The 399-nt window shown below is 44.6% G+C and carries 1 protein-coding gene; it reads left to right on the forward strand.

Annotated features, from left to right (window positions below):
- Nucleotides 1-399: ParB/RepB/Spo0J family partition protein (locus FH871_RS35065; RefSeq protein ID WP_138995365.1), on the forward strand; the 399-nt coding region annotated here is incomplete at both ends.

Genomic DNA, 399 nt, shown 5'->3' on the forward strand with positions numbered 1-399 from the left:
GCTGTCTTTGGCTATGAATTGATAGCTGGCGAACGACGTTTTCGAGCCTGCCAATTGGCGCAATTAGAGACTATTCCGGCTATTATCAAAGAACTTTCAGATCAAGACAGTCGCATTCAGGCCATCATTGAAAATTTGCAACGATCTGACCTCAATCCCATTGAGGAGGCCAAGGCCTACCGAAATCTGATTGAAACCAATCGGATGACCCATGAAGAAATCGCTAAGTACATGGGTAAATCGCGTCCCTATATCACTAACTTTTTGCGACTCTTGAATCTATCTGCTCCTTTACAAAAAGCTCTTGAAGACGGCAGCCTATCTTCTGGCCATGCCCGTCTCCTCTTAGGAATGAGAGACCAAGAACAAGAGGCTTGGCTGAACAAAATTAGAGACAAT

Source organism: Larkinella sp. C7 (assembly GCF_006149005.1).
Lineage (GTDB): Bacteria > Bacteroidota > Bacteroidia > Cytophagales > Spirosomataceae > Larkinella.